14 protein-coding genes are annotated in these 18,728 nt (G+C 58.7%); 6 read left to right on the top strand and 8 right to left on the bottom strand.

Annotation, left to right across the window (positions count from 1 at the left end):
- The first annotated feature begins 140 nt into the window (after window positions 1-140).
- From KBP52_RS08690 to KBP52_RS08680, 3 genes are all read left to right on the top strand, one after another.
- Window positions 141-512 carry a glycine zipper domain-containing protein gene (locus KBP52_RS08690; RefSeq protein ID WP_016983669.1) on the top strand — a complete coding sequence of 124 codons (372 nt, stop codon included), beginning with the start codon at window positions 141-143 and terminating at the stop codon, window positions 510-512.
- A 136-nt stretch (window positions 513-648) separates the two neighbouring features.
- Window positions 649-1,068: a YMGG-like glycine zipper-containing protein gene (locus KBP52_RS08685; protein WP_007914081.1), complete on the top strand. Its 420-nt coding sequence runs from the start codon at window positions 649-651 to the stop codon at window positions 1,066-1,068.
- A 122-nt stretch (window positions 1,069-1,190) separates the two neighbouring features.
- The gene (locus KBP52_RS08680) at window positions 1,191-1,370 is read left to right on the top strand and encodes a hypothetical protein (protein WP_212623117.1); all 180 of its coding nucleotides are present in this window, start codon (window positions 1,191-1,193) and stop codon (window positions 1,368-1,370) included.
- A 673-nt stretch (window positions 1,371-2,043) separates the two neighbouring features.
- Here the strand turns inward: KBP52_RS08680 and KBP52_RS08670 are convergent.
- Window positions 2,044-6,831: an RHS repeat-associated core domain-containing protein gene (locus KBP52_RS08670; RefSeq protein WP_212622620.1), complete on the bottom strand. Its 4,788-nt coding sequence runs from the start codon at window positions 6,829-6,831 to the stop codon at window positions 2,044-2,046.
- Between the two features lie 244 nt (window positions 6,832-7,075).
- Between KBP52_RS08670 and KBP52_RS08665 the strand changes: the two genes are divergently transcribed.
- The gene (locus KBP52_RS08665) at window positions 7,076-7,771 is read left to right on the top strand and encodes an HAD-IA family hydrolase (protein WP_064116942.1); all 696 of its coding nucleotides are present in this window, start codon (window positions 7,076-7,078) and stop codon (window positions 7,769-7,771) included.
- Between the two features lie 74 nt (window positions 7,772-7,845).
- Here KBP52_RS08665 and KBP52_RS08660 read toward each other — a convergent pair whose 3' ends face one another.
- The gene (locus KBP52_RS08660) at window positions 7,846-8,592 is read right to left on the bottom strand and encodes a 3-oxoacyl-ACP reductase family protein (protein WP_123592755.1); all 747 of its coding nucleotides are present in this window, start codon (window positions 8,590-8,592) and stop codon (window positions 7,846-7,848) included.
- Window positions 8,593-8,719: 127 nt separating this feature from the next.
- Here KBP52_RS08660 and KBP52_RS08655 point away from each other — a divergent pair, with 127 nt between their 5' ends.
- Entirely contained in the window at window positions 8,720-9,646 is a 927-nt protein-coding gene (locus KBP52_RS08655) for a LysR family transcriptional regulator (RefSeq protein WP_212622619.1), read from the top strand.
- A gap of 120 nt (window positions 9,647-9,766) precedes the next feature.
- On the opposite strand, the gene KBP52_RS08650 is transcribed toward KBP52_RS08655, so the two are convergent.
- The 3 genes from KBP52_RS08650 to KBP52_RS08640 all read right to left on the bottom strand — a co-directional run bounded on the left by KBP52_RS08650 (window position 9,767) and on the right by KBP52_RS08640 (window position 13,399).
- Window positions 9,767-10,495, bottom strand: coding sequence for an aspartate/glutamate racemase family protein (locus KBP52_RS08650; RefSeq protein WP_212622618.1), 729 nt, complete (start codon window positions 10,493-10,495; stop codon window positions 9,767-9,769).
- A gap of 55 nt (window positions 10,496-10,550) precedes the next feature.
- Complete coding sequence (locus tag KBP52_RS08645) at window positions 10,551-12,089, bottom strand: NCS1 family nucleobase:cation symporter-1 (RefSeq protein WP_212622617.1); 1,539 nt, start codon at window positions 12,087-12,089, stop codon at window positions 10,551-10,553.
- A gap of 575 nt (window positions 12,090-12,664) precedes the next feature.
- On the bottom strand, window positions 12,665-13,399 hold the full coding sequence (locus KBP52_RS08640) for a phosphoadenylyl-sulfate reductase (RefSeq protein ID WP_212622616.1): 735 nt from the start codon (window positions 13,397-13,399) through the stop codon (window positions 12,665-12,667).
- A 165-nt stretch (window positions 13,400-13,564) separates the two neighbouring features.
- On the opposite strand from KBP52_RS08640, the gene thrH reads away from it, so the two are divergent.
- Window positions 13,565-14,182, top strand: a complete 618-nt coding sequence (gene thrH / locus KBP52_RS08635) for a bifunctional phosphoserine phosphatase/homoserine phosphotransferase ThrH (protein WP_007916444.1) — start codon at window positions 13,565-13,567, stop codon at window positions 14,180-14,182.
- An 88-nt stretch (window positions 14,183-14,270) separates the two neighbouring features.
- Here thrH and pabB read toward each other — a convergent pair whose 3' ends face one another.
- The 3 genes from pabB to KBP52_RS08620 all read right to left on the bottom strand — a co-directional run bounded on the left by pabB (window position 14,271) and on the right by KBP52_RS08620 (window position 18,725).
- Window positions 14,271-15,614: an aminodeoxychorismate synthase component I gene (gene pabB / locus KBP52_RS08630; protein ID WP_212622615.1), complete on the bottom strand. Its 1,344-nt coding sequence runs from the start codon at window positions 15,612-15,614 to the stop codon at window positions 14,271-14,273.
- 589 nt (window positions 15,615-16,203) lie between these two features.
- Complete coding sequence (locus tag KBP52_RS08625; protein ID WP_150601330.1) at window positions 16,204-17,190, bottom strand: alpha-L-glutamate ligase-like protein; 987 nt, start codon at window positions 17,188-17,190, stop codon at window positions 16,204-16,206.
- On the bottom strand, window positions 17,190-18,725 hold the full coding sequence (locus tag KBP52_RS08620) for an inactive transglutaminase family protein (RefSeq protein ID WP_102900791.1): 1,536 nt from the start codon (window positions 18,723-18,725) through the stop codon (window positions 17,190-17,192). The genes KBP52_RS08625 and KBP52_RS08620 overlap by 1 nt, the downstream gene beginning before the upstream one ends.
- Window positions 18,726-18,728 lie beyond the last annotated feature (3 nt).

The following is an 18,728-nucleotide window of genomic DNA, read 5'->3' as shown; positions in this document are numbered from 1 at the left end:
TGCCTGTCATAAAACCTTTTCCAGAATCGCTGTCCAATCGGCGCCGAGTGCGCGAAGCCTCTGATTTCGTCTGGACTTTTGCGCGGCGCCGGCATTAAATCCCGGCCCTTTTTGTCATCCCAATTTTTGAGGTTTTCGTCATGCGTTTAACACTGCCCGCTCTGGTTCTTGGGCTTCTGGTTGCTCAAGGTGCAATGGCTGCTGGCGATGGTACTGCGGCGCTGGGCGGCGGTCTGGGTGGCGCACTGGGTAATGTCGTCGGCCAGAAAATGGGCGGCAGCACTGGCGCGGCAATCGGTGCTGGTGTAGCAGGCGCGGCCGGTAGCGCAATGGCCGCGCGCAAGGGTAGCCGGACGAAAGCGGCGATTGGCGGCGGTGTTGGCGCGGCCGGTGGTTCGGTGATCGGCAACAGCTTGGGCGGCAGAACCGGCGCCACGATCGGTGCAGGCCTGGGCGGCGCTGCTGGCGGCGCGGTGGGCAGCAACTTGTCCAAAGGTCACAAGCGTCACTGAGACTGATCGTTGTCCGAAAAAGCCCGACTTGATGTCGGGCTTTTTCATGGCTGAACGTTTTTCCCGTTTGCGTCTCCAATCTCACATAGGCCCATGTCTGGGCGGACTGTCCCGCTTCGGGAACTGTGAGGTTCATATGCGCTTGTCATTATCTGCACTGTTTTTCGGTTTGCTGGTAGCACAAGGGGCGATGGCCGCCGGTGATGGCACCGCCGCTGTGGGTGGTGGCCTGGGCGGTGCGCTCGGCAATGTGGTCGGTGGACAACTCGGTGGCAGTACTGGCGCGGCGGTAGGTGCGGGTGTTGGCGGCGCGGCCGGCAGTGCCGTCGGGGCGAATAAACGCAATCGAACCGAAGCGGCCATTGGTGGTGGTCTCGGCGCGGCGGGCGGCTCGGTCGTCGGCAACAGCCTCGGCGGCTCTACGGGTTCGACCATTGGCGCAGGGTTGGGCGGCGCGGCGGGTGGTGCGGTCGGTAATAACCTGGGTGACGATGGTGGATCGCACTCGGGCGGCGGTCACAAGCACAAGAACAAACATAAAAACCGCCATCATTGATGGATGGTTTAAAGGAAACCCGGCGTTGTGCCGGGTTTTTTGTATTTGTTCATCAGGCTCTGGAACGATTGGTTGTAGGGCTTTTCGAACGTCTTACACGCCACGAGATGATGAGGTTTGCAATGACTCCCGAAACTGAAGGCAAGGAAGAGAAAGGTTCGAGTGGACTGCCGCCTATCAATGATCCGGGGAATGAGGATCCGGGGTCGTTGATGGATGATGCGACGGTGCCGTTGAATGATTCGGATGAGGCGGATATGGAGTATGAAGAGGATGAGGATGAGCAGTCATCGGATGTTTGAGAAGAACTGAGCGTCTGAATCCGGATTTTAAGGGCCTGAGTTCAAGAGGTCCTGCAAATTTGTTAGCGACTAAAAACGGCTGCCCGCCAGGCATTGAACTGGTGAACGAGTCAAGGTATAGGCGTTTTTTGTAGTGCTAACTATGTGAGATCTCGGATTTAGAGAATTCCAAGTTGTCTAGAATCATGCTGAGCAACTGGATGTCGAACTGCTCTCTGTATCTATATAAAATTTTTATGACGCCTCACGGTAATAGAGCACTCGTCGCTCAATAAATTTTAGAAAGGTAAGTCTGTTAAATATACGCTAGGATCTCTCAGTCTTAATGATGATGTGGTGAATGTTATATTCGAAGTGCTTGATGTAGCTGAAATCAGATATCTGTCCTCAATGGTTTGTATGGATAGACTTAGGTTTTTTTGAGTTGGAATGTTGGATGTCGTCAAATCTCTAATTTCACCGCATGTTATTCCGATTCGGCAAGCATTGTATCCTATGGATTCCCATTTTTTCGGAGGAGTGTCCGGCATTTCTCTAATATCAAATGCCAATGTCAATGTTGAAAGATTGTTGTCCATGTTTAAAACAAATAACTTGATCTCCCCAATGGATATATTACTGCTGAATACCATATTGAAGAATTTGCTGCCTTCTATCTCATTCCAGTATTTCATTATCGTCCCTTGAATGGGTAATGATCGTTCGTGTTTTTTACTTTGCCATTGCGTGTGTCATCCGCGGGTCGTATGTTTATGTGAGGTCCTTGATCTCCTCGATTGTTTGTATCTCCATATTTATGTCCCGCTGAGTGGTCTTGGAGTATCAATATAAAACCATCCTCTCGGGTGAATCTATATTCTCTGGTTATAATCGGCTTTCCGCTGCTGTCTAGAATGTTATTTCCTTTTCTATCCGTCATGTTGGCATAGGTGAACTGCTTCTGCCTGCCACTTACCTCATCAATTTGAATGTCAGGCTGTTGCCCTTTCGGTATTCCGGCATCAACTTTTGCCTGCCTGAATGCACCGCGCCTGGAAACCTGTGGTAGCTCAACTTCATCAGGTTTTGGACAATCGATCGATTTTCGACCTTTGGGTGGACAATTGGAACTCAACCCCAACGGATCCACCCACCCCGTCGGATTCGGCACGTACTGGTACTGATTCAAGCCACCGGCCAACTTGATCGGATCCGGCGTCAGATACCGGCCAAGCCGCGGGTCGTAGTACCGATGCCGGTTGTAATGCAGGCCGCTTTCGCCGTCGAAGTATTGCCCCTGAAAGCGCAGCGGCTGGTTCAGGTAGTCCTCCCCGGCCAGGGTCAGTGCGGCGACTTTACCGTAGGCGTCGTATTGCGCGGACCAGACGATGTCGCCGCTGTAGTCGGTGAGTTCCTGCGGGGTGCCGAGGTGGTCGAGTTGGTAGTAGAACGGGCAGGCTTTTTTCGGGCCTTTGCCGTCGAGCAGCGCGAGCGGGCGGAAGGTGCCGGGTTCGTAGACGTAGCTGCGGTATTCGCTTTCGCTGCTTTCGGCGACGAGGTGGTCGCCCTGCCAGAAGAATTCGGTGGTGGCGTCGCCGACGGTTTTGCGGATGCGCCGGCCGAAGGCGTCGTACTTGTAAGACGCGGTCTGGCCGTCGGGGCGGGTCAGGCCGATCAGGCGGTGTTGGCTGTCGTAGCGGTATTCGGTGACGAGAGTCTGCGCGCGGCCGCGGCGTTCGCGGATCAGGTTGCCGAAGGCGTCGTAGTCGTAGTGGCGGTCGCCCTGCATCAGCAGGCGGTTGCCCTTGATCTGGCTCGGGCCGGGACGGTCCTGCATCAACAGGTTGCCGGCCGGGTCGTGGGCGAAGGATTCCGGCAGTTCGTCGCGTGAATGGCGTACGCGGATCAGGCGATTGAGGGCGTCGTAGCCGTAGGTGCGTTGACCGTGGCGGCTGTCGGCGATGTGCGCGAGATTGCCGTTGGCGCTGTAGGCATAATCGCGGCGGTACAGCGCAGCGCGCTGATGGCCTACGGCGTGGGCGAGTAATCGTCCCTGATCGTCGTAGGAGTATTCGCTGAGCAGCAGGCCCTGCTGACGTTGTTGTTCGCGACCGGACTTATAGACGTGGCGTGTCAGCGGCGTGCCGTTGAGGTCGATGTCGGTCAGCGCGCCGCCCTTGGCGTGGCGGTAGTCGAGCACGCTGTTGTCCGGCAGGCGCATGCGTTTGAGCTGACCGCAGGCGTCGTAGCGGTAACGCAGGGTGCCCCAGCCCTGATGCTCGGTGATCAAGCGGTCCTGGCGGTCGTATTCGAAGGCCAGTGGGTGTTGCTGGCCGTCGTCGACACCGACCAAGCGGCCGAGGCGGTCGTATTGATAAGTGACCTTGATCCCGTCCGGCAGAGTTTTGACCAGCAGCCGGCCAGCAGCATCGCGTGCATATCCGGTAATCAGCGTCGAGCCGTCATCGCCGAACTCGGTCTTCTCCAGCAGATGGCCGTTGAGGTCATAGGCGTACGCCGTGCGCCGGCCGTCAAAACCGCTTTCCTGACGAATCAGCCCGGTCGGCGTGTAGTCCAGCCGGTATTTTTCCCCGGACTCGTTTTCGATCTCGGTGAGCAATAACTGCGCATGGTCGTAGCGGTACTGCACCCGCGTGCCGTCGGGGTTGATCCGCCGCGAAACCAAGTGCAGATCGTCGTCATATTCATAACGGGTGATGCGCCCGAGTTCATCGCGCTCGGCAGTGACCTGGCCGTAGGCGCCGTAGCTGTAGGCGCGAGTGCTGCCGGTAGGAAACGTCGTCTGAATCAGTCGGCCAACGGCATCCCAATGCTGGCGGGTGACCGCTCCGTGTTCGTCGGCGGTGGTGGTCCGCCGCCCCAGTGCATCGTAGGAAAAACGCCGTACGCCACCGTCGGGCAGCGTTTCTTCGGTCAACTGGCCGAGGGCATTCCAGACCAGCCGATGCCGGCTGCTGTCCGGGTAGCGGATCGACAGCAACTGCCCCCGGGTGTCGTAGTAGTAATGCGTAACCTGACCATCGGGGTCGACCGCTTCGGTGACATCGCCCTCGGCATTGCGCCGGTAGATCCACACCGCCTCGCCGCGCGAACGCCGAAACAGGAAACCGTTGCGATACTCGTAGGACGTGGGCGCGTCATCCGGGGGAATCAGCGCGATCAGCCGTCCGACCTCGTCGTAGCGGTATTCGGTGACCGCGCCCAAGGCATCCTGCTCGGCAATCAACCGGCCGGCATCGTCATAGGCCTTGAGCTGCTCACCACCGTCGGCCGAGACTTTACGCACCAGCCGCGCACGCTCGTCGTGGACGTAAGTCTCTTCAGTGCCATCGACGTAATGCACCGCCACGCTGCCGTCGTCATTCCAGACGTAGCGCGTGTCCATCTGCGAAAACGAGGCCCAATGCCTGACACAGCGAGAAGCCTTGCCCAAGCGCTCCCACTCCCAGAAGAAACTCGCGCCGCCGGCCAGTTGCCGCTGCAGGATCACGTGCGCGTCGTCGTAGTCGTAACGCTCGCTGTCACCGACGGCGTTGCTGGCTTCGATCAGGTGCTGATAGGCGTCGTAGCGGTAACTGACCAGCGCTTGCTCGGTACTCCAGGCGCCGTCGCGAAACACCTGATAATCCACGCCGAGCAACTGCGCACGGTCATAGCGCAACAGCAGCGAGCGCTCGGCGCCGTTATCCAGGCGTTGCACCCGGTCAGAGCGATCGCGCTGCACCGTCAGACGATTGCCATAGGCATCGCTGATCGCCGTCAGCCGTCCTGCGCGAAAGTGATAGAACCGCGCCGTTTCCCCGGCCAGCGCGAGGATCAGCTCTTCCGGTTCATCCCCCAGAAAGATCGCCGCCCGCGACAGGCTGTTGTGAATCGCCGGTCGTTCAACGTTCGGCAACGGAAAACGGGTACGCCGGTTTTCGTGATCGACCCAAACAACCTCATCGGCGAAAAACTCCAGCCGATGCGCCAGCGAATGACTCCAGCCAAACCCCAGCCCGGTATCGATTTCCACCGCACTGCTGCGATACAACCGCGTGAACTCAAACGGCAACACGCCATCGAGCACCGCATCAGTCAGGGTCAGCAGTTCTTCACCGGTGACCATCGACACCGGACAACCGTTGGTACAGGTGCGCGGCACGCAATCGGCGCTGTCGCCGTTGGGGTTTTTCGCCGGATCCGGCGAGTCGTCATGCGGCTCATGCCGCTCGATCCGGCTCGAAGCGCCAGACTTGTCCCGCACAACAGGCGCCGGATTCGGCACGGTCAACACCAGCGAATCGGCCTGACGAATGTTCAGCGGTATCGCCGGTGTCGGTTTCAACTCAACGTCACGCACATTGAGCATCAGCGGTTTCAAAACGCTGGCATGCCGCGTCAAATCCGCCGAGGACGTCAGTTCGGCCAAGCGCAAAGCCGAAGCCGCCAACCACTCCCGAGCGCGTGGTGACTTGACCTTCGCCAGCACTTTGCTGCTCAGGCGCACCGGCACGCCGACGCCACCCGACAACCCCATCAGCAGAAAACTGATCAGCAGTTCGGCCCGCACCTCGGCCACCACTTCGGCCAGGTGCTGCGGCGGCAGCATCTTCAGCCAACTGGTGAACGCGGCCAGATGAATAAACAGAAGGGGTTCGTCACTGAGGATCAGCAAGCCGTTGGCGATGGCCTCGCTGGAGGCATTCAATAACGCCTCAAGCTCGGCCTCGCTGAGGTACTCAAGCAGTTTTTCACTGTTGGCCTGCAAGTCGGCGAGGAGGGCGAATACCTGTTTGATGTCATCCCAAACGCCATTCAGGGCTTTCTCGAACCCGCGCCAGTCGGCCTGTTGCAACTGACCGTAACGCTGAAGAAATCCGGCGCTGGAAAACTCCGTCCACTGGGGTTGAAACCCTGCCCACTCAGCGCGCAGCCAGCCTTCCAGGCCTGCAATGACACCTTCATAAGAGGCATACAGAGCACGCACATGGTCGGTGGACACATCGGGAAAGAAGGTGATGCGATAACGCTGGCCCCGATCGCAATCGGTCACCTGCAGAATGCCGCTGGGGCCGATGGTGTAACGCAGCGGCTCGCCGAAAGTCAGCACGCCGCCGACATCGGCAAGCACCGGTTCGAGGGTTACCGGGGTGTTGCCAATCGGCACAAACCGCGCGGCCTCGAACATGTGCACCAGCGTCAGCGACCCGCTGGCCGAGCACATGACCACCGATGAACTGAGCGGTTGGCGCGACTTGATCGGCGCGCTGAGGCGCACGTCGTTGCCGACGGTGAAGACCTGCTCGACATCCAGCGCGGTGCCTGTCCAGAACTGCTCGGCCCAGGCGTCGTAGTGGTTCAGGCACAGGCGGAATTCGCGGATCAGGTGTTCGAAGTCCGGCTCGTCCGGGTTCAAAGCAGCAACAACGAGCAGGCCGATGCTGTTGTTCAGGGCCAGCAGCCGATCGGTTGGAAGCATTCGCAGTCTCTCGCGCACATCAAAAAGGTGCGGGGACTTTGCGGGGGATCAATCAGGAAAGAAGTCGGGCGAGTAGGCGTTATCTGTAGGATGTTTCGCTAAATGTCTGCGAGTAGTTCATCGCCCAACAAACATTGCCCGTTGCTCAATGTCTGTCGCGATCGTTATGCTGCTGAACCCTTTAATCAGATCCGAGCAGCGGCATCACCTGCCGCCTGGGATGTCTTTGTTAACGGATCCGATGATGAATGCACCGCTGAAGGCGTTCGGCCCGATCAAGGCCGTGATTTTCGATATGGACGGTTTGCTGCTGGACACTGAGGGCATTTATACCGAAGTCACGTCGCTGATTGCCCAGCGTTACGGGCGCACCTTCGACTGGAGCATCAAGCAGAACATCATTGGTCGTGGGGCCAATGATCTGGCGAACTATGTGGTGCAGGCGCTGGATCTGCCGATCACCGCCGAAGAGTTTCTGGTCATCCGTGAGCCGCTGATGCGTGAGCGTTTTCCTACCGCGCAAGCGATGCCGGGTGCCGAAGAGTTGATCCGCCACCTCAAGGCGCACAATATTCCGATCGCTGTGGGCACCAGTTCATCGCGGCAATCGTTCGGTCAGAAAACCACGCTGCACCGTGACTGGTTTGCGCTGTTCGATTTCATCGTCACGGCTGACGATCCGGAAGTCGGCGCGGCCAAACCGGCGCCGGATATTTTCCTCACCGCTGCCCGGCGCCTGGGCGTGGCACCTGAGGATTGCCTGGTGTTCGAGGATTCACCGTTCGGTGTAACCGCAGCGAAAGCCGCAGGCATGACGGCGATCGCCATCCCCGATGCCGCCATGGCCGATGAAAAATACGCACACGCTGACGGGATTCTTCGCACACTGAAAGCGTTCACTCCGAGTGCTTGCGGCTTGCCGGCGCTGGAATGGGCGTAAACATCTGAGACAAAAAAACGCCGCCCCTCTGTTAAAAGAGGGGCGGCGTTTTTCGTTCAGTCGACTCAGATAAATCAGGCGCCGAAACCACCGTCGATGGTCAGGCTGGCACCGGTGATGTAACCGGCTTCCGGGCCTGCCAGGTAGGCGACGAAGCTGGCGATTTCTTCGGCTTTACCGTAACGACCTACAGCCATCAGCGGGATCAGGCTTTCAGCGAAGTCACCGTGCGCCGGGTTCATGTCGGTGTCGACCGGGCCGGGTTGCACATTATTGACGGTGATGCCGCGTGGGCCGAGGTCGCGGGCCAGACCTTTGGTCAAGCCGACCAGCGCCGATTTGCTCATCGCATACACACCGCCGCCGGCGAAGGGCATGCGGTCAGCGTTGGTGCTGCCGATGTTGATGATGCGCGAACCTTCGCCCATGTGTTTGGCGGCTTCCTGCGAGGCGATGAAGACGCTGCGAATGTTGATCGCCACGGTCTGGTCGAAGTCTTCGAGTTTGAAATCTTCCAGTGGTGCGACGGCCAGCACGCCAGCGTTGTTGACCAGAATATCGACGCGGCCAAAGGCTTCGACGGTGGCGCTGACGGCGTGGCGAATGGCGGCGGCATCGGCGCTGTCGGCCTTGATCGCCAGGGCTTTGCCGCCGTTGGCGGTGATGCTGTTCTGCAACTCCTCGGCTTTCGCGGCGGAGCTGACGTAAGTGAAGGCTACTGCAGCGCCTTCAGCGGCCAGACGTTTGACGATGGCTGCGCCGATACCACGGGAACCGCCTTGAATCAGAGCGACTTTACCGCTGAGGTGTTGAGTGGTCATGTTCGATCTCCAGAGTGTTCAAGGCGGGAATGCCTTGGTATTGGTGGCGAGTATCGGCGTGGTATCGACAACTGTGTAGACCATGATTGCTATAGTCTGTGTAAACCAGAAGTTTATAGTGACGAACATGGAAACCTTTAGCAGCATTGAATGCTTCGTGCGCAGCGCCGAAGTCGGCAGCTTTGCCGAGGCCGCGCGACGCTTGAGTCTGACCCCGGCGGCAGTCGGCAAAAGCGTGGCCAAACTCGAGGTGCGGCTCGGCGTGCGGCTGTTCCAGCGTAGTACACGCAGCCTGACGCTGACCGAGGCCGGGCAACTTTTCCTCGATCAGGTGAGTGGCAGTTTGACGACCATTCAAAATGCCGTGGCCAATCTGTCCAGTGTCGAAGGGCGTCCGGCGGGAACGCTGAAAGTCAGCATGGGCGCAGCATTCGGCTGTCTGCATGTCGTGCCGATGCTCGGTGAGTTTCTACGACGATATCCGGCGATCAATCCGGACTGGCATTTCGATAATCGACAGGTCGATCTGATCGGGCAGGGCTTTGATGCGGCCATCGGTGGCGGTTTCGAACTTCCGCAAGGCGTGATCGCGCGCAAGTTGAGCCCGGCGCACCGGATATTGGTCGCGTCCACCGACTATTTACAGGCCAATCCCGAGATCATCGAACCGGACGACCTCAGCCATCACGACGGCATTCTGATCCGCTCGCCGCAAACCGGACGCGTGCGTTCCTGGCAATTGACCGGACGTAATCCACAGAACTGTCAGCCGTTGATGCTCAAGGCGCGAATGACCATGAGTGATTCCGAGGCGGCTTGCAGGGCAGCGGCGCAAGGCTTGGGTATCGCGCTGGTGAGCATGCCGTTTGCGGTGGGCTATCTGCAGGCGGGGACGTTGCAGCGAGTGTTGCCGGACTGGTTTGTTGATGATGGCAATATTTCGATTTACTACGCCGAGCATAAATTGTTGCCGGGCAAGACTCGGGCGTTTGTGGATTTTTTGATTGAACAGTTTGTCGAGAGAGGGTTGGCGCGGCGGTTCAGTGCGATTTGAACAAGGCTTTAGACCGAGTCGCTGCCTTCGCGAGCAGGCTCGCTCCCACATTTGGGATGCGTTTCCCTTGTGGGAGCGAGCTTGCTCGCGAATGGGTCGACTCGGTTTTCGCTGATCACCTCAGCGGGCAAACCGCCCCGGCCAACCAATAATGTTCTTCGGCCGCGGTGTCGCATACGTCCGCACTTTCGACGTCGACAAGCGCAACCGCACCAGCGATTCCGCAATCGTCACCGCCGCCGTCACCCCATCCACCACCGGCACCCCGGTACGCCGACGAATCTGTTCATCCAGCCCGGCCATGCCGCCGCAACCCAGGCAGATCACCTCGGCTTTGTCCTGCGTCACCGCCAACTCCGCCTGATGCACGATCGCTTCCAGCGCACGCTGCGGTTCGTGCTCCAGCTCCAGAACGGCCAGCCCACTGGCCCGCACCGAAGCGCAACGATCCCACAAACCTGACAATTTCAGCCGATCCTCGATCAGCGGTACGGTGCGATCCAGCGTTGTCACCACCGAATAGGCATGGCCGAGAAACATCGCCGTACTCGCTGCCGCATCGGTGATGTCCACCACCGGCACGCTGAGCAATTCCTGCAAACCTTCACGGCCGTGTTCGCCATAACCGGCCTGAATCACCGCATCGAACGGCTGATCGTAGGACATCACCCGATCCATCACCGCAATGGCGGCGAGGTAGCTTTCGAAGTTGCCTTCAATCGAATCGGCGCCGAAATATGGCGTCAAACCGACGATTTCGGTTCCGGGTGAAGCGACAGCCTGCGCCGAACGGGCAATGGCCTCGGTGATGGATTCGGTGGTGTTGACGTTGACTACGAGAATACGCATGGGGAAATCCTTATAGCGGGCAGTTCGGCGGCCCGAAATCCGGGCCGCGAGGAAGTTAATGGCAGACGTTGTCGACAGCGATCGATTCGCCACTGATGTCGGCGTAGTGCGGCTGACGCTTGGCGATGATCAGGTAAAGCATTCCGGCGATCCCGGCGCCGATCAGCCAAGAGAATGGCGAGACGCTGTGGAAGCCCGGCACCAGTGCCAGGACGATGGCGATCAGCGCGGCAGGAATAAACGCCGCCACCGCACGGAAGTTGACCCCGTGGCTGTAGTAATAAGCGCCGTTGGGATCTTCGCTGTAGAGCTGCGGGACGTTGATCCGGCCTTTGCGGATCAGCCAGTAGTCGACCATGATCACCCCGTACAACGGGCCGAGCAGGGCGCCGAGGCCGGACAGGAAATACACGATCACCAGCGGGCTGTTGTAGAGATTCCACGGCAGGATCAACACGGCAATGGTCGCGCTGATCAGTCCGGCGCGGCGGAAGGTCAGGTACTTCGGCGCCAGGTTGCTCAACACGAAGGCCGGGGCGACGAAGTTGGCCATGATGTTCACCGCAACGGTGACGATCAGGAATGCCAGGCAACCGAGCACCAGGAAAAAGGTGTTGGGAATCGAGGCAATGATCTCGGTCGGGCTCTCGATGATCCGGCCATTGATCTGAAATTGCGCACCGCAGAGCAGGACGGTGATCGCGGCGAACACCAGAATATTCACCGGCAAACCCCAGAAGTTTCCTACCTTGATGGTCTTGCGGCACGGCGAGGAGCGGGCGAAGTCGCAGAAATTCAGAATCAACGTGCCGTAGATCGCCAGCCACAACGCGCCGCCGGCAAAGATGTTGCGCCACATCTCGCCACCGATCAGCGGCTCGCGAGTCGACCAGGCGATGGTCGCGTTGGCCTGGAAATACATCCACGCGGCGAGGGCGGCGACGGTCAGCAGAATCACCGGCCCGGCGAAGGCTTCATAGCGACGGACCATTTCCATGCCGTAGGCAAGGATCGCCAGTTGCACGAACCAGATCGCCACGAAACACACCCAACCCAGCGTCGACAGGCCAAGAATCGAATTGTGGTCGTATTCGGCGAAGCCAGGATGCACCGCCGTGAGCAACACGCGGAACACCACCGAGGCCAGGTACGTCTGAATGCCGAACCAGGCAATGGCGATAACCGCCCGGATCAGTGCAGGAATTTGCGCACCGTGGATGCCGAAACTGATCCGGCTGATCACCGGAAACGGCACGCCGGTTTTCTGCCCCATGTAACCGGACAGGTTCATGAAGAAGTACACCAGCGCCGCGCCGATCCCCAATGACAACAGTATCTGCCAGCCACCCAAGCCCAGGGCGTACAGGCCGATGGCGAACGAGTAGTTGGCGATGTTGTGCACGTCATTCGTCCACAGGGCGAAGATGCTGTATTTGCCCCAGCGTCGACCTTCGGCCTTGGTCGGCGCGAGATCGCTGTTGTGGAGGCGGGGGCTCAGTTGTAACGGCTCGGTCAGACCGTCATCGGGTAACGGTTGGTCGAGGGCAGAGGCGGGCAGATTCAGCGCGATGTTATTGGAGAGACTTGTACGCATTCCGGCAGGCTCCTGATGTTCAGGGCCGCGATGACTGTGCATGAGCGTTCAGGCTCGACATATCTTCGTCGCGGCCAGCGAACATCACTGGTTACGGGGCATCTGCAGCCTGTACGGGATAGGGCGCTTCAGGCTTGCGGATCGAAAGTGTTTATGTTTTGCGGTTTTGTATACAAAACATGTATGCACCTAAGCCAGATCTGTGCCAGTCGTTGATCTATGGGCAGCCGTGCTCATTTCGAAAAGTTATCGATGAGCGCTAAGTGCCTGAAAATAATTGGTTAAAAATTGACCGATTGAACAAGTATTTATTTTTGGCGGGGGATTTTGTTGGCGGGCGGAGGCGAGAGGTTTTTGGTAGGGATGTAACTTTTCAGGGCGCGGATACAAAAAAGTGCACACATAAATGGCACTGATGGTGACATTCGTGTGTACACATTTTTGGAGTCGCTACAAACCCCTGTAGGAGTGAGCCTGCTCGCGATAGCGGTGTATCAGGCAAAAAATTCATCGACTGAGACACCGCTATCGCGAGCAGGCTCACTCCTACAGGGGGAAATCAGCGCGGCAGGGAGTTACGCCTTGCTGATGATATTCCCGGCATGCAGCCCGCATTCTTTCTGCGTCGCCTCTTCCCACCACCAACGCCCCTCGCGCTCGTGCTGATTCGGCAGGACCGGGCGGGTGCACGGCTCGCAGCCGATACTGATAAAGCCGCGTTCATGCAGGCTGTTGTACGGCAGTTCGAGCATGCGGATGTAACCCCAGATCTCTTCGCTGGTCATCTGCGCCAGCGGGTTGAACTTGTACAGGGGGCGCTCAGGAGTGGAGAACGCTGTATCGATTTCCATCACCGCCACGGCACTGCGAGTGCCCGGGCTCTGGTCGCGGCGCTGGCCTGTGGCCCAGGCTTTGACGGCGGACAGTTTGCGCCGCAGCGGTTCGATCTTGCGGATCCCGCAGCATTCGCCGTGGCCGTCCTTGTAGAAACTGAACAGGCCTTTTTCCTTCACGAACGGTTCCAGTTTCGTGTAGTCCGGCGACACCAGTTCGATGTCGATCTTGTAGTGCTCGCGCACCTGATCGATGAAGCGGTAGGTCTCTGGGTGCAGGCGGCCGGTGTCGAGGCTGAACACCTTGACGTTCTTGTTGAGCTTCCAGGCCATGTCCACCAGCACCACATCCTCGGCGCCGCTGAAAGATATCCACAGGTCATCGCCGAACTCGGCAAACGCGAGTTTCAGAATGTCCTGGGCGGATTTGTTGGCATAGGTCGTGGCGAGTTCCACGACGTCGAACGTTGCACTCATCAGGGCGGCTTCCTACAGGTCGGTGGCGCTGGGCGCTCTATATGGCGCTGATGGTAACAAAAAGCTGCACGGCTCGGGGGCGTGCTGTGCGTTGCGCGTCTGCATGTGAGTCGCTAGAGTTCGGCCTCGCTCGACTCAAATAATCAATACAAACGGGAGTGTCTTGTGGAAATTGCTTGCCTGGATCTTGAAGGGGTGTTGGTGCCGGAAATCTGGATCGCCTTCGCCGAAAAAACCGGAATCGAATCCCTCAAGGCCACCACCCGGGACATTCCCGATTACGACGTGCTGATGAAGCAGCGTCTGCGCATCCTCGACGAGCACGGCTTGAAGCTATCGGACATTCAGGAAGTGATCGCCACGTTGAAGCCGCTGGATGGCGCGGTGGAGTTCGTCAACTGGCTGCGCGAGCGCTTTCAGGTGGTGATTCTGTCGGACACGTTTTATGAGTTTTCGCAGCCGTTGATGCGTCAGTTGGGCTTTCCGACGTTGCTTTGCCATCGTCTGATTACTGACGAGACAGGGCGGGTGACCAGCTATCAGCTGCGTCAGAAAGATCCCAAACGTCAGTCGGTGCTGGCGTTCAAGAGCCTGTATTACCGGGTGATTGCGGCGGGGGATTCGTATAACGACACGACGATGCTGGGCGAGGCGGACGCCGGGATTCTGTTCCATGCGCCGGAGAATGTGATTCGCGAGTTTCCGCAGTTTCCGGCGGTGCATACGTTTGCCGAGCTGAAGCAGGAATTCCTCAAAGCCTCGAATCGGGATTTGAGTTTGTAGTCGTCTGGAACGGCCCCTTCGCGAGCAGGCTCGCTCCCACATTTGGAATGCATTCACCCTGTGGGAGTGAGTCTGCTCGCGATGGCTTTTAAAGGTTCTGCAGGGTTTCGAGGAGGATCTTCACTTTGGTGATCGACTCCTGATACTCCGCCTGCCAGTCCGAATCGGCAACAATCCCGCCGCCACCCCAGCAGCACACCTGGCCATCCTTGACCAACAGACTGCGAATCGCGATGGAGCTGTCCATCTCGCCACGCACGTCCAGGTAGAGTAACGAGCCGCAATACAAGCCGCGCCGGGTCGGTTCCAGTTCGTCAATGATCTGCATCGCACGAATCTTCGGCGCGCCGGTGATCGAGCCGCCGGGGAAACTGCCGGCAATCAAATCCAGTGCGTCGCGATCATCCGCCAGTTCACCGGTGACGCTGCTGACCAGGTGATGCACGTTCGGATAGCTTTCCAGGCTGAACAACTCCGGCACTCGTACCGAACCGATGCGACAGGTGCGGCCGAGGTCGTTGCGCAGCAGGTCGACGATCATCAGGTTTTCCGCGCGATCCTTGGGACTGGCCAGCAGTTCGGCGGCGTTGGCGGCGTCTTCGGCGGGTGTCAGGCCACGCGGGCGGGTGCCTTTGATCGGACGGGTTTCCACTTGGCGTTCGCTGACTTTGACGAAGCGCTCTGGCGACAGGCTCAATACCGCACCGCCATCGGGCAGGCTCTGGAAACCGGAGAACGGTGTCGGGCAGGCTTCGCGCAATTTGCAGTAAGCCAGCCATGGGTCACCCTGGCACGAAGCGCGGAAGCGTTGGGCGAAGTTGACCTGATAGCAGTCGCCGGCCTGGATGTAGTGCTGGATGCGTTCGAAGGCTAGGCGGTAATCGTCAGCCGAGAGGTCGGCGGTCATCGGAGCGTTCAATTTGAACGGGGTCAGCGCATCAGCATGTGGCTGAGTGAATAACGCAATCAGGCGTTGTTTCTCGCCGTCGATCACGGACGGGTGGAAGACCAATTGGCTGGTGGCCATCTGGTGATCGCTGATCAGTGCCCAGGCGTACAGGCCAAAACGCGCATCCGGCAATTGCAGATCATCGCGCGCCTGGCTCGGCAGGTTTTCCAGATGCCGACCGAAGTCGTAGCTCAGGTAACCGATCAAACCGCCAGCGAAGGGCAGTTCGAAACCCGCTGGCAAATCAGCCTCACCGAGGCGATTCAGATTGTCACGCAGACGTTGCAGGAAATGATTGCCGCTTTCGTCGGGCAACACCGCCAGTTGTTCCAGCGGCCAGGCGCTGAGCAGGTCATAACGGCCACGGTCAGCGCTCGGGCGGCCACTGTCGAGCAGCACGGCGCCGGGGGCGTTGCGAATGGCCGCGAAGTAGTCGGCGGGATTGGCGCGGTAGGGCAGCGGGTGTACGGAACAGGTCAACATGGGCGGGGCAGATCGGCCGTTGAGGCGGGGTGGGGATTGTAGTCCTCTCCGATGCCAGATCAAAGTCAAAAGCCTCCCCCTCACCCCAACCCTCTCCCCCAAGGGGGCGAGGGGGAAAGGGAGCCGATCTTCATGATTTTCAAGATCCGAGTTTGGCTGGATATCTCAAGGGGGCGAGGGGGAAAGGGAGCCGATCTTCATGATTTTCAAGATCCGAGTTTGGCTGGATATCTCAAGGGGGCGAGGGGGAAAGGGAGCCGATCTTCATGATTTTCAAGATCCGAGTTTGGCTGGATATCTCAAGGGGGCGAGGGGGAAAGGGAGCAGATCTTCATGATTTTCAAGATCCGAGTTTGGCTGGATATCTCAAGCTGGTGAGGGGGAAGGGAGCCGATCTTCATGCTTTTCAAGATTCGAGTTTGGCTGGATATCTCAAGCTGGTGAGGGGGAAAGGGTGCCGATCTTCATGCTTTCAAGACCTGAGTTCGACTCAATACGTTCAGGTCGGCGTACTTCCCACATCCACCTCGGTCAGTCCCCTCTCCCTCTGGGAGAGGGCTAGGGTGAGGGGCTTTTAGTTTTTCAGCTCTTAGCCTTCGACCGCAGGAATATGCCCAAACATTTCCTGAGTAAACGCCACCCGCTCTTCAACCGATTCCGTCACCCCACGCGCCTTCAGCTCTTCCAGCCGCGCTTCCACTGCATGCGTACGCAACGTCAGCCCACAGTCATTGGCAATCTGAATATTCAGCCCCGGCCGCGCATTCAACTCGAGAATCAGCGGACCCTTCTCCTGATCCAGCACCATATCAACACCGATATAGCCCAGCCCGCACAGCTCATAGCAGCCCGCCGCGAGTTTCATGAAACCGTCCCAGTAGGGCAGTTGCACGCCGTCCACCGCGTTGGTGGTGTCGGGGTGTTTGGTGATGATGTTGTTCAGCCAGGTGCCGCGCAACGTCAAACCGGTCGCCAGATCGACACCGACGCCAATCGCGCCCTGGTGAAGGTTGGCCTTGCCGCCGGACTGCCGGGTCGGCAAACGCAGCATCGCCATCACCGGATAACCCATCAAGACGATGATGCGGATGTCCGGCACGCCTTCGTAGCTGATGCTTTTGAAGATCTGATCCGGGGTCACCCGGTATTCGATCAGCGCCCGGTCGCGGTGGCCGCCCAGCGAATACAGGCCAGTGAGAATGCTCGAGATGTGATGCTCAAGCTCTTCGTGGGCAAGGATCTTGCCCGACACCGTGCGATAGCGACCTTCGAAACGGTCGGCGATCACGATGATGCCGTCACCGCCCGCGCCCTGGGCCGGTTTGATCACGAAGTCGCTGCGCCCGCCGATGATCTCGCCGAGCTTGTCGATTTCCTTCTCGGTGGAGATCACGCCATACAGCTCCGGCACGTGAATGCCGGCCTCGATGGCGCGTTCCTTGGTGATGATCTTGTCATCGACGATCGGGTACAGGCTGCGCTTGTTGTACTTGAGCACGTAGTCGGCGTTACGCCGATTGATGCCCATGATGCCGCGCGCCTCCAGCGCCTTCCAGGTCTTCCAGAAACCGAACATCAGGCGTCAGCCTTCTTCAGGAAAGCCTTGAAACGCACCAGTTCGGTCAGGCGGTAGCCGCGATAGCGACCCATCGCCAGCATGAAACCGACCAGAATCAGCAGGATCGCCGGGAAGGTGAACACGAAGTACACCAGCTCAGGCACGGTCATGATCAGGTGCGCCAGGGACGCCGCGAACAGCGTGCCGATGGCGACTTTCATCGCATGGCTGGCGCCGCGCTCTTCCCAAGTGATCGACAGGCGTTCGATGGTCATGGTCAGAATCACCATCGGGAACAGCGCCACCGACAAGCCGCGCTCAAGGCCGAGCTTATGGCTGAACAGGCTGATGGCCGCGATCAACACCACGACAAAGGTCAACACCACCGAGAGTCGCGGCAGCATTTGCAGCTTCAGGTGTTCCAGATACGAACGTAGCGAAAGCCCCAGCGCGGTGATCACGGTAAACAGCAGAATGCCGAAGCCCAGCTGCGTTTCGCGGAAGGCGAGGGCGATCAGTACCGGGGTGAATGTGCCGAGGGTCTGCAGGCCGATCAGGTTGCGCAGGATCAGGATCACCAGCACGCCGATCGGGATCATCACCATGATCATGAAGGTCTGCTGGGTCTGCAGCGGCAAGCCGTACAGCGAGTATTCGAGGAAGTTGGCGTCGGTGTTTTCGTCGGTCAGCTTGGCCAGACGAATCGCATTCATCTCGCTGTTGTTCAGGCTGAAGGTCACGTTGGCTTTTTTGCCGCCATCGACGGTGATCAGGTTTTCATCGCCGGTCCACCACAGCAGGCGGTCGGTCGGCAGGCCTTGCTCGCCGGTTTCCGGGTTGAAGTACAGCCAGTCATTGCCATTGAAGCTGCGCAGCCACAGTTCAGGCATTTGTGGCTGATCGGCGACGAGGCGGATAGTGTGGACTTTTTCCACCGGCACGTGGGCGATGGACAGCAGCAGTTCGACGATTTTGGCTTTGTGCGGCGTCGACGGATCGCCGGCCAGCAGCAGTTTGACGTTGTCATCGTTGACGTTGTTGACGCGTTTGATCGCCTCGCCAATGAACGTTTCGACGTCGGCCGAGTGCTGGCGGATCGGCGCGAGCAGGGCTTCGGCGGCGATTTTCTCAGGGCCTTCGATAGCGATGCTGTCGCGGAAGGTCGGGCCTTTGATCTTGGATTTTTCGGCGGTGTAACGCTTGGTCAGCACCAAACGGTAATAAAGCGTCTGGTTGCCCTTGGCCCGGCGTGCCGACCAGGTGACCTTGCGGTTGCCGTCGACGCGGTTGACGGCGACCCCGTAGTTATTGGAGATAAAGCTCTCGTTGAGGCTGACGTAGTCGCGGCTCAACGGTGGTACGAACATCTGGATCTTCACCGGATCCTTGGTGCTGGCGACGAACTCGACCTTGGCGTCGATGTTCCACAAGTCGTCGGTCGCATCTTCGGTCACCGGGATGCCGAGTACGAAAATCTGATAGGCCGTAACCGAAACGCCCAGCAGCACCAGAATGGTGATCAGGATTTTCAGGTGGAAGGTTAGAGAACGCATGGA

The organism is Pseudomonas sp. SCA2728.1_7 (assembly GCF_018138145.1).
Lineage (GTDB): Bacteria > Pseudomonadota > Gammaproteobacteria > Pseudomonadales > Pseudomonadaceae > Aquipseudomonas > Aquipseudomonas koreensis_A.
This window is presented reverse-complemented; position numbering and strand designations above follow the sequence as displayed.

Excerpts from the sequence above, each read along its gene's own strand:
- KBP52_RS08690 (WP_016983669.1), top strand. The coding sequence starts at position 141 with ATGCGTTTAACACTGCCCGCTCTGGTTCTTGGGCTTCTGGTTGCTCAA.
- KBP52_RS08685 (WP_007914081.1), top strand. The coding sequence starts at position 649 with ATGCGCTTGTCATTATCTGCACTGTTTTTCGGTTTGCTGGTAGCACAA.
- KBP52_RS08680 (WP_212623117.1), top strand. The coding sequence starts at position 1,191 with ATGACTCCCGAAACTGAAGGCAAGGAAGAGAAAGGTTCGAGTGGACTG.
- KBP52_RS08670 (WP_212622620.1), bottom strand. The coding sequence starts at position 6,831 with ATGCTTCCAACCGATCGGCTGCTGGCCCTGAACAACAGCATCGGCCTG.
- KBP52_RS08665 (WP_064116942.1), top strand. The coding sequence starts at position 7,076 with ATGAATGCACCGCTGAAGGCGTTCGGCCCGATCAAGGCCGTGATTTTC.
- KBP52_RS08660 (WP_123592755.1), bottom strand. The coding sequence starts at position 8,592 with ATGACCACTCAACACCTCAGCGGTAAAGTCGCTCTGATTCAAGGCGGT.
- KBP52_RS08655 (WP_212622619.1), top strand. The coding sequence starts at position 8,720 with ATGGAAACCTTTAGCAGCATTGAATGCTTCGTGCGCAGCGCCGAAGTC.
- KBP52_RS08650 (WP_212622618.1), bottom strand. The coding sequence starts at position 10,495 with ATGCGTATTCTCGTAGTCAACGTCAACACCACCGAATCCATCACCGAG.
- KBP52_RS08645 (WP_212622617.1), bottom strand. The coding sequence starts at position 12,089 with ATGCGTACAAGTCTCTCCAATAACATCGCGCTGAATCTGCCCGCCTCT.
- KBP52_RS08640 (WP_212622616.1), bottom strand. The coding sequence starts at position 13,399 with ATGAGTGCAACGTTCGACGTCGTGGAACTCGCCACGACCTATGCCAAC.
- pabB (WP_212622615.1), bottom strand. The coding sequence starts at position 15,614 with ATGTTGACCTGTTCCGTACACCCGCTGCCCTACCGCGCCAATCCCGCC.
- KBP52_RS08625 (WP_150601330.1), bottom strand. The coding sequence starts at position 17,190 with ATGTTCGGTTTCTGGAAGACCTGGAAGGCGCTGGAGGCGCGCGGCATC.
- KBP52_RS08620 (WP_102900791.1), bottom strand. The coding sequence starts at position 18,725 with ATGCGTTCTCTAACCTTCCACCTGAAAATCCTGATCACCATTCTGGTG.